At 67.2% G+C, this 10,397-nt stretch carries 4 protein-coding genes; 1 reads left to right on the top strand and 3 read right to left on the bottom strand.

The genetic code is table 11. The features are described 5' to 3' along the window. Positions 1-18 precede the first annotated feature (18 nt). The 3 genes from ACFZCE_RS03280 to putA form a co-directional block, all read right to left on the bottom strand. Positions 19-1,761, bottom strand: coding sequence for a potassium/proton antiporter (locus ACFZCE_RS03280; RefSeq protein WP_390936023.1), 1,743 nt, complete (start codon positions 1,759-1,761; stop codon positions 19-21). A 70-nt stretch (positions 1,762-1,831) separates the two neighbouring features. Then, entirely contained in the window at positions 1,832-4,384 is a 2,553-nt protein-coding gene (locus tag ACFZCE_RS03275) for a dermonecrotic toxin domain-containing protein (RefSeq protein WP_390936021.1), read from the bottom strand. A gap of 200 nt (positions 4,385-4,584) precedes the next feature. Then, complete coding sequence (putA, locus tag ACFZCE_RS03270; protein WP_390936019.1) at positions 4,585-8,535, bottom strand: trifunctional transcriptional regulator/proline dehydrogenase/L-glutamate gamma-semialdehyde dehydrogenase; 3,951 nt, start codon at positions 8,533-8,535, stop codon at positions 4,585-4,587. Between the two features lie 306 nt (positions 8,536-8,841). Here putA and putP point away from each other — a divergent pair, with 306 nt between their 5' ends. Next, entirely contained in the window at positions 8,842-10,332 is a 1,491-nt protein-coding gene (putP, locus tag ACFZCE_RS03265; RefSeq protein ID WP_390936017.1) for a sodium/proline symporter PutP, read from the top strand. Positions 10,333-10,397: the final 65 nt, after the last annotated feature.

Raw genomic sequence — 10,397 nt, 5'->3', positions numbered from 1 at the left:
GCTTCGAAGCAGTGGATATTAGAGGAACAAGCCCGGGCCCGGGCGGGTTCCTTCCGGGAATCTGACGCCGACCTTGGCGATCTTGTTCCCGTCCATGACCGCGACCGTCCAAACGGTGTTGTTCCACTCGATCTGGTCGCCCACCACCGGCGCGCCGCCGACCTTCTGCGCAATGAACCGCGCCAGCGGCGTTTGCGGGTCGACACCGTCGAGCTGAAGCCCGTACAGCGCCGATACCGCGCCCAGTTCGGCGTCGCCTTCGAGCACGAAGTCACCAAAGAAGCGCAAATCGAGGCCGCGCTGCGGCGCCTGGCTGAACAGCTTGCCCAGCGCGGAGAGGTCATGCTCGTGGCCGATCACGCAGAGCAGGTCGCCCACTTCCAGCACGGTACTGCCCGACGGGTGCAACAGTTGCTCGTTGCGAAACAGCGCGGCGATGCGGGTGCCCTGGGGCATTTTCAATTCACGCAGGGCGGCGCCGATGCACCATTTTTCAGCGCCCAGGCGGTACACGAACAGCTCCCACTCGCTGGTGTGGTGCACCTCCAGCGCCGAACGGGAGATCGGCGCCGGGTCTGGCGGTACGGTGACCTTCAGCCATTTGGCCATCCATGGCAGGCTGGTGCCCTGCACCAGCAGCGATACCAGCACGATGAAGAACGCCAGGTTGAAGTACAGCTGCGCATGGGGCAGCCCGGCCATCAGCGGGAACACCGCGAGAATGATCGGTACCGCCCCACGCAGGCCCACCCAGGAGATGAACGCCTTTTCCCGGCCATGGAAGGCCTTGAACGGCAACAGCCCGGCGAACACCGACAGCGGCCGGGCGATGAGGATCATCCACAGTGCCAGGCCCAGCGCCGGCAGCGCGATCGGCAGCAGGTCGTGGGGGGTGACCAGCAGGCCCAGCACCAGGAACATGCCGATCTGTGCCAGCCAGGCCATGCCGTCGAGCATGTGCAGGATGCTGTGGCGGCTGCGGATCGGCCGGTTGCCCAGCACCAGCCCGGCCAGGTACACCGCCAGGAAGCCGCTGCCGTGCAGGGCGTTGGTCAGGGCGAACACCACCAGCCCGCCGGCGATCACCAGGATCGGGTACAGCCCGTGGGCCAGGTTGATGCGGTTCACCAGTTGCAACAGCACCCAGCCGCCGCCCAGGCCGAGCACCGCGCCAATGCCGAATTCACTCAGCAGGTGCCCGAGCAGGCTCCAGTGCAGGCCGGTCTGGTGCGTGGCGAGCATGTCGATCAGGGTCACGGTGAGAAACACCGCCATGGGGTCGTTGCTGCCCGACTCGATCTCCAGGGTGGCGGTGACCCGTTCGTTCAGGCCCTTGCCGCCGAGCAGCGAAAACACCGCGGCGGCGTCGGTGGAACCGACGATGGCGCCGATCAGCAGGCCCTGGATGATGTTCAGGTCGAACAGCCAGGCGGCCAGCAGGCCGGTCAGGCCGGTGGTGATCATCACCCCCACCGTGGCCAGCGACAGCGCCGGCCACAGCGCCACGCGGAAGCTCGCCACCCGGGTGCGCAGGCCGCCGTCGAGCAGGATGACCGCCAGCGCGAGGTTGCCGACCAGGTAGGCCTGGGGGAAGTTATCGAAAACGATCCCGCCGCCGTCCACGCCGGCGGCCATGCCGACGGCGAGGATGATGACCAGGATCGGAATGCCCAGGCGTGAGGAGAGCGAGCTGACCAGGATGCTCGCACCCACCAGCAACGCACCGATCAGAAACAGGCTGTTGATGGCGGTGGCGGTCAAAGGGCAATACTCCTGGGTTAGACAGCATGGATCGTGCCAACCGATTCTAACCCGTGTGTTGCCGCATCTGTCAAAGGCCTTGCTCACCCCACTGCGCAATGGGGAACAAACGTTCGGTCAGGGCATCGTTGTTGACCTTCGCGGCGAACGCCGCGCGGTCGAAGGGCTCGCCGGTGCGCAGGTCGAAGAAGCGCCCGCTCGCCGGCTTGGGCACCTCGCGCAGGCGCGCCAGGACGAACTTGTAGGTGCTGGTTTCGATCGGCTTGATCGCCTCCAGCCTGAAACAGTGCCCAGGGGTGAACACCGACTCCGCTTCGCTCTCGATCAACGACAACGGGCTGATCGGGGTGGCGCTGCTGTAGCCGCCGGCGGGCAGCTCGTACACCACCGAGCCCGGGTCGAACACATTGCTGAACGTGCCGTCGCTGCCCTGCACGCGCGGGGCGATGAAGGGTTTCAAGGCGAAGGGGTTTTCGCTGAACGAGGTGATGTCGGTGTTCACCAGGATGTCGCCGACCACCACGTTGCCCTGGCGCAGGTACTCCCCGGAGGTGTTGCGCCCGGCGCTGCCGCCCCGCCACAGCGGCACCCGGCTGTTGCGCGGTAGCGGCGCCAGGCTGTCGAAAAGGGTGTTCAGGTAAGCGTAGAGGTCGCCGTCGGCGGCTTCGAAATCCTGGCTGCGGCCCAGGCGGAACAGGTGGTTGGGGAAGTGCATGGGGTTGGTGTAGATCGCAACCAGGTCGTTGCGGTAGAAATTCTGCTGGCGAAAGGTGTAGTGGCGGGTGTCGCCGTCGGCGGCGTACAGGTAACCGTGCTCGTCGGCCGTCGCGGCAGCGCCGTCGGCCAACTGCGGCAGGCGCTGCCGATCATAGAGGGCGGTCTGGCGCTCCAGGGCGGCGCTGTACATCGCCCGGTTGGCTGCGGCATCGCCTTTGATGTAAGGGTCCCAGAACGCCTCGGTGAGCGAGTCTTGCTCGGCGCCGTCGCCGCCCAACAGGCGCGGCGGCACCAGCCATTCCCATTGCTGGTTTTCATTCAGGCGTACCGGGCGCAGTGGCGCCAGGCTGAACGGCGCACGCGGGCGTACCACCAGCCAGGTGTGCAACTCGGCGCTGTAGCGCACCCGGTACGGTGCCCCGCCCAGCTCGATCCAGGCGATGCCGTTGTCGGTGAGGCGCACCCCCTGCAGCCGGCCCTCGGTACCGGCGGGCGCGGCCGGCAGCGGCTGCATCTCGATGTCGCCGAGAAACCCCGCCGGCCATTGCTCAGGCTGCCACGTGCCCAGGCTGGCGCTGGTTTCGTGAGGCGGCGCCTGAAAGCGCAGTGCCCGCACGCCCAGGCCCACGTCGATCAGTGAAAACGCCACCAGCACCGAGTCGGCGATGGCGCTGACCAAGGCGTTCTTGAATATCGCTGGCGAGCGCGCGCGGTTCGCCGCGTCGATGTCCAGCCCCAGCCGGGCGATGCCGGCGCCGGCGACGATCAGGCTCAGGGGCCAGCCGGCGAGGGCAAAGCCGCCGAACACATGCAGAAACGCCCCCAGGTAGCCGCGCCACAATTCTTTGTGCAATTCCCCGTTGCTGACCAGATCGTGATGGCTGGCTTGCAAGTCGCTCTGGGCCTGCTGCAGCAGGTCGGCGAGCAGGTGTTGGCTGAGTGGGGTGCCGTCGCCAAACGGCCAGAGGGGCGCGTCGGGGGTGCCGATTTGATCGAGCAGCGCGGCCAGTGCCGCTCGTTGGCTTTCCGGGGTGCTGGTGGCATCGGCGCGAAACAGCTCGTTGAACCAGGCTTCGCCCCCCGCGGAAGACAACTGCGCGGCGACGGCACGGTTGAGGTTCTCGGCATCGCTGAAACCCCGCAGGGCTGGGGTGGCGGTGGGGGTGAACAGCATCAGCCGGCCATCTTCGGCTTGCAGGGTGAACAGCGGGGTGTGGCGGCTCAGGGTGTAGCGGGTCACCACCAGCGTGCTGGTGGGCAGGGGCGCCTGCAGGGCGGCGAGGGTTATTGGCTGCCCGGGCGCCAGGCCGATGTAGCCGAGCAGGTGGGCCTGGTCGGCCTCGGTGAGCAGGCCCTGCGCCAGGCTGCGGCTGATGTTTGCCAGCAGGTGCAGGCGCGACAGCAGGGTGAAATCGCCGCTGTGCTGCTGCCAGAACTGGGCGGTCTGGGTGCGCACCGAAACGGCGAAGTCTTCTTCCCAGAAGTCGTCGAGCAGCGCGGTGGGCAGCAGCTTGATCTCGTTGCGCTCATCGTAAAAAGGCGCGCCGGGGCCTTGCGAGTAGAACCCGCTGTAGTTGTCGAGGGTGTCTGGGGCGGCTTGGGACGCCTCATCGAAACGCTGCACGACCAGTTCGCTGAGGGTCAGTGACTGCGCAGGGTGCCCGCTGTGCGCCCAGCCAGTGAAGGCGCGTGGGCTGCTGCTGGCGGTGTCAAAGCGGTGCCACCAGACTTTGTCCGGGTTAGGCCGTTGTTCGGTGTGCTTGAACAGGAAGTCGCTGGCTTTTTGCCGGGCGAGCTGGTGCAGGTCTGGCCAGGCGGCCAGGTAACGTTGGGCGATGTGCATCACGGCACGGGCGTCGGCGAGCGAAGCCAGGCTGTGTTCCATGCGTTGGAGGTCTAGGGCCATCGGTAATGCTCCGTTTCAAGGGGCGGGCATTGAGCGATGGTTGAGGGGGAGGGGGGTGGTAGTTATGTCGTTGCCAAGGGGGGGAGGGCCCTTCGCCCGGCACAGCCGGCCTCCCACCAGATATGTGTAAGCGCTTGATTTGCAAGGCAACACAGAACCCGTGGGAGGCCGGCTGTGCCGGGCGAAGGGCCGGTGGCGCGTTAGCCGATGGTCATCAGGCTCGCATTGCCCCCCGCCGCTGCGGTGTTCACGCTCAGCGCCCGTTCGATCACCAGGCGCTCCAGCGCTACGTGGGTTTCCCCTTGCGACAAGCCCTGCACGCCGACGATCGCGCCGCCACGCTGGGCCACCTGCTGGCATACCTGGCGCAGTTGGTCGGAGTCACCGTGGTGCAGCACCGCGTCGAACGCCGCGCTGTCCTGCTTCCAGTCGCTGGTGCTGTGGATGCGCGCTACTACCTCTTTCGGCAGGCGGCCGCGCAGCGCGGTGGCCAGCTCGGTGTTCGGCCACAGCGCGTGGCTGCCCACGGCCAATACCGCGGCCAGTTGGGTCAGCAGGTCGGCTTCTTGCTCGGCCAGGCACAGTACCTGTTCGCGTGGCAGCACGGTGTAGCTGTTGCGCTCGCCGGTCGGGCCCGGCAGCAGCCGCGCCAGGCCGCTTTGCGACTGCCCGGCAAAGGCCTCGCACAGCTCGGCCAGCGCGCTGTTCTGGTTGCCCTGGGCCCAGGCCTTCAGCGCCTGCAGCGGCTTTTGCAGTTCAGCCTGCACGCGGCGGTCCGGCTCGCCGGCGTTTTGCCGGGCCATGCCTTGGGCGACGGCGTCGCTCGGGCAGGTGGCGAGCAGGCGGTACAGGTACAGCGGGCCGCCGGCTTTCGGGCCGGTGCCCGACAACCCTTCGCCGCCGAACGGCTGCACGCCGACCACCGCGCCGACGATGTTGCGGTTCACGTAGCAGTTACCGGCGTTGACGTTTTCCACCACCTTGGTGATGGTTTCGTCGATGCGGGTGTGCACGCCGAGGGTCAGGCCGTAGCCAGTGGCGTTGATCTGGCCAATCAGTTTGTCGAGGTCCTTGCGGGCATAGCGCACCACGTGCAGCACCGGGCCGAAGATTTCCCGGCCCAGCTCGCCGAGGCTGTCGAGCTCGATCAGGGTGGGGGTCACGAAGGTGCCGCGCTGGGCTTCGTTACCCTGTACGCGTGCCACCTGGTACACCTTGCGGCCTTTGTCGCGCATCGCCTGGATGTGCTTCTCGATGCCGGCCTTGGCCTCGCCGTCGATCACCGGGCCGATGTCGACGGCGAGGCTTTCCGGGTTGCCCAGGCGGGCCTCGGCCATGGCGCCCTTGAGCATTTCGATCACCCGGTCGGCGCTGTCTTCCTGCAGGCACAGCACGCGCAGGGCCGAGCAACGCTGGCCGGCGCTGTCGAAGGCCGAAGACACCACGTCGATCACCACCTGCTCGGTGAGCGCCGAGGAGTCGACGATCATCGCGTTCTGGCCGCCGGTTTCGGCGATCAGCGGGATCGGCCGGCCCTGGGCGTCGAGGCGCCCGGCCAGGTTGCGTTGCAGCAGCCGCGCCACTTCGGTGGAGCCGGTGAACATCACCCCCTTGACCCGGTCATCGCCCACCAGCGCGGCGCCGACGGTTTCACCGCGGCCGGGCAGCAGTTGCAGCACGCCCTCGGGAATGCCCGCGTCGAGCAGGATGCGCACCGCCTGGGCGGCAATCAGCGGGGTTTGTTCGGCCGGCTTGGCCAGCACTGGGTTGCCGGCGGCGAGTGCCGCGGCCACCTGGCCGGAGAAGATCGCCAGCGGGAAGTTCCACGGGCTGATGCACACCACCGGGCCCACCGGGCGGTGGCTCTCGTTGGCGAAGTCGTGGCGCACCTGGGCGGCGTAGTAACGCAGGAAGTCCACCGCCTCGCGCACCTCGGCGATGGCGTTGGCGAAGGTTTTACCGGCCTCGCGCACCAGCAGGCCCATCAGCGGCTGGATCTGCGCTTCCATCTGGTCGGCGGCGCGGTCGAGGATCGCCGCGCGCTCGGCGGGCGGCGTGGCTTGCCACATGGCGCCGTGGATCTGCGCGCACTGCAGGGCGTTGCTCACGTCTTCCAGGGTGGCTTCCTGCACCTGGCCGACCACGTCACGGTGGTCCGATGGGTTCAGCACCGGCGCGGTAGCCCCGGCGGCGACCTCGCAGCCGAGCAGCGGGCCGGCTTGCCAGGCGGTATGCGCAGTGGCCAGCAGGGCGCTGGAGAGCGACGCCAGGCGGTGTTCGTTGGCCATGTCGATGCCGGCCGAGTTCGGCCGCTGCTCGCCGTACAGCTCGCGCGGTTGCGGGATGCGCGGGTGCGGCAGGCCGATGGCGCCTTCGCGGGCACTCTGGCGCTCGATGGCCACGACCGGGTCTTCGACCAGTTCCTGGATCGACAGCGTGGTGTCTGCCACGCGGTTGACGAACGAGGTGTTGGCGCCGTTTTCAAGCAGGCGGCGCACCAGGTAGGCGAGCAGGGTTTCATGGGTGCCGACCGGGGCGTATACCCGGCACGGGCGGCCCAGCTTGCCATCGCTGACCTTGCCCACCACTTGCTCGTACAGCGGCTCACCCATGCCGTGCAGGCATTGGAACTCGTACTGGCCGGGGTAGTAGTTCTGCCCGGCGATCTGGTAGATGGCCGACAGCGTGTGGGCGTTGTGGGTGGCGAATTGCGGGTAGATCACTTCCGGCACGGCCAGCAGCTTGCGCGCGCAGGCAATGTAAGACACGTCGGTGTACACCTTGCGCGTGTACACCGGGTAGCCCTCCAGGCCCTCGACCTGGGCGCGCTTGATTTCGCTGTCCCAGTAGGCGCCCTTGACCAGGCGGATCATCAAGCGGTGGCGGCTGCGGCGTGCCAGGTCGATGACGTAGTCGATCACGTACGGGCAGCGTTTCTGGTAGGCCTGAATCACAAAACCGATGCCGTTCCAGCCGGCCAGCGCCGGCTCGAAGCACAGCCGCTCGAGCAGGTCGAGCGACAGTTCCAGGCGGTCGGCTTCTTCGGCGTCGATGTTCAGGCCGATGTCGTACTGCTTGGCCAGCAGGGTGAGCGCCAGCAGGCGCGGGTAGAGTTCATCCATCACCCGCTCGTACTGGGCGCGGCTGTAGCGCGGGTGCAGCGCCGACAGCTTGATCGAGATGCCCGGGCCCTCGTAGATGCCGCGGCCATGGGAGGCTTTGCCGATCGAGTGGATCGCCTGCTCGTAGGAGGCCAGGTACTTCTGCGCGTCGGCCTCGGTCAGGGCGGCTTCGCCGAGCATGTCGTAGGAGTAGCGGAAGCCCTTGCTCTCGAAGCGCGCAGCGTTGGCCAGGGCTTCGCCGATGGTTTCGCCGGTAACGAACTGCTCGCCCATCAGGCGCATGGCCATGTCTACACCCTTGCGGATCACCGGCTCGCCGCTTTTGCCGATCAGGCGGCTGAGCGAGGTGGTCAGGGTGGCTTCGCTGTGGGTCGACACCAGCTTGCCGGTGATCAGCAAGCCCCAGGACGCGGCGTTGACGAACATCGACGGGCTTTGGCCCAGGTGCTGCTTCCAGTTGCCGTTGCTGACCTTGTCGCGGATCAGCGCGTCGCGGGTGGCTTTGTCGGGAATGCGCAGCAGTGCCTCGGCCAGGCACATCAACGCCACGCCTTCCTGAGACGACAGCGAGAACTCCTGCAGCAAGCCTTGCACCAGCCCGGCGCGGCCGCCAGCGCTCTTCTGGTTGCGCAGCTTCTCAGCCAGGCCTGCGGCCATTTTGTTGGCAGCCTGGGCGGTGGCCTGGGGCAGGCGGGCCTGCTCCAGCAGCATGGGCACCACCTCCTGCTCGGGGCGCCGGTAGGCGGCGGTGATCGCCGCACGCAGCACCGACTGCGGCAGGATGCTCTCGGCGAACTCAAGGAAGGCCTGGTGGCCGCTGTCGCCCGGGGCTTCGCCGGCGTCATCGCCGGCCCCTGCCAGGCCATTGCCCAGCTCGGCCAGGCTGGCACCACTCTCAAGGCGCTCCAGGTAGCTGAAGATCGCCTGTTTGATCAACCAATGCGGGGTGCGGTCGATCGACTGCGCGGCCGCCTTGAGGCGTTCGCGGGTAGGGTCGTCGAGCTTGACCCCGAGAGTGGTGGTTGCCATGGGTTGTTCCTCTATCGGCATACGCGGGCTAATCGCCAGAGATTAGCGGGGTAATGGTCCGGGTGCAACCAGGTGCAACCCAAATAATGTGATGTTTCATCGGGTTGTTTGTGGGCACCCGCTGCCCATGAAGTTGTGCGATTCTCCTAAAAAATGGCATTTTCTTGTAGGAAACGTCTGAAACATGCGTGGGAAGCGGCGTAAACCTCTGTTGCCTGGTTGAGCCGAACGGGGGCGGCGGCCTAGGATCACCGCCGGCGGTGCAACCCCGGTCGCAGCGTTCCCCATAACAACAAGGTGCCCCCCATGCATTTGAGCAACCCCACCTTCATCACTTTCCTGGCCTACATCACCCTGATGGTGCTGATCGGCTTGGCGGCATACCGCCATACCCGCAACCTGGCGGACTACATCCTCGGCGGCCGCCGCCTCGGCAGCCTGGTTACCGCGCTGTCGGCCGGTGCGTCAGACATGAGCGGCTGGCTGCTCATGGGCCTGCCGGGGGCTATTTACCTGTCGGGGTTGTCCGAAGCATGGATCGCCATCGGCCTGATCATCGGCGCCTACCTGAACTGGCGCGTGGTGGCCGGGCGGTTGCGGATGCACACCGAATACCATGGCGACGCGCTGACCCTGCCGGATTACTTCGCCGCGCGCTTCAATGACCACAGTGGGCTGCTGCGGGTGATTTCTGCGGTGGTGATCCTGGTGTTCTTCACCCTGTACTGCGCCTCGGGCATCGTTGCCGGTGCGCGGCTGTTCGAAAGCACCTTCGCCATGCCCTATGAGCAGGCGATCTGGGCCGGCGCCGCGGCGACCATCCTCTACACGCTGCTGGGGGGCTTTCTGGCGGTGAGCTGGACCGACACCGTGCAGGCCACGTTGATGATCTTCGCGCTGATCCTCACCCCGGTAATGGCCATGCTCGCCATCGGCGGCGTGGATGCCTCGGCCATGCTTATCAGCGAAGTGCGCCCGGAACACGCCGACCTGCTCAAGGGCGCCAGTTTCATCGGGGTGGTCTCGCTGCTGGCCTGGGGCCTGGGCTACTGCGGGCAGCCGCACATTCTGGCGCGCTTCATGGCCGCTGATTCGGTGCGCGGCCTGGCCAAGGCGCGGCGCATCGGCATGACCTGGATGGTCCTGTGCCTGGCCGGCGCCTGTGGCGCGGGTTACTTCGGCCTGGGGTACTTCAGCCTCAACGAGCACCAGGCGGCGGCCACCGTGGCCAACCCGGAGCGGGTGTTTCTCGAGTTGGCCCAGGCGCTGTTCAACCCCTGGGTCGCTGGGGTGATCCTCTCCGCGGTGTTCGCGGCGGTGATGAGTACCCTGAGCTGCCAGTTGCTGGTGTGCTCCAGCGCCCTCACCGAAGACCTCTACCGGCAGTTCCTGCGCCGCGGCGCCTCGCAGCTCGAGCTGGTGTGGGTGGGCCGCGCCATGGTGCTGCTGATCGCGCTGTTGGCCATTTACCTGGCAGCGGACCCTGACAGCCGTGTGCTTAGCCTGGTGGGCTATGCCTGGGCAGGGTTTGGCGCGGCGTTCGGCCCGGTGGTGGTGTTCTCGGTGCTGTGGGGCGGCATGAACCGCTGGGGCGCGATGGCCGGGATGGTCACCGGCGCCCTCACCGTGGTGCTGTGGAAGCAAACCGGCGGCTTTGGCCTGGGCCTGTACGAGATCATCCCCGGGTTTGCGCTGGCCAGCCTGGCGATCGTGCTGGTGAGCAAGCTCAGCGGCCGCGACCTGGCCCTGGCCGAGCGCTTCGCCCGCGCCGACGCGGCCTGGCGCCAGGCGCGCTAAGCGTCGCCCGCCGTTGGTCTTGAGGCGGGCGGGGGGGTAAACTGGCGCGCTCGCACGTTTACCCC

It is taken from the genome of Pseudomonas sp. NPDC007930, from assembly GCF_042958985.1.
Taxonomy (GTDB): Bacteria; Pseudomonadota; Gammaproteobacteria; order Pseudomonadales; family Pseudomonadaceae; genus Aquipseudomonas.
This window is presented reverse-complemented; position numbering and strand designations above follow the sequence as displayed.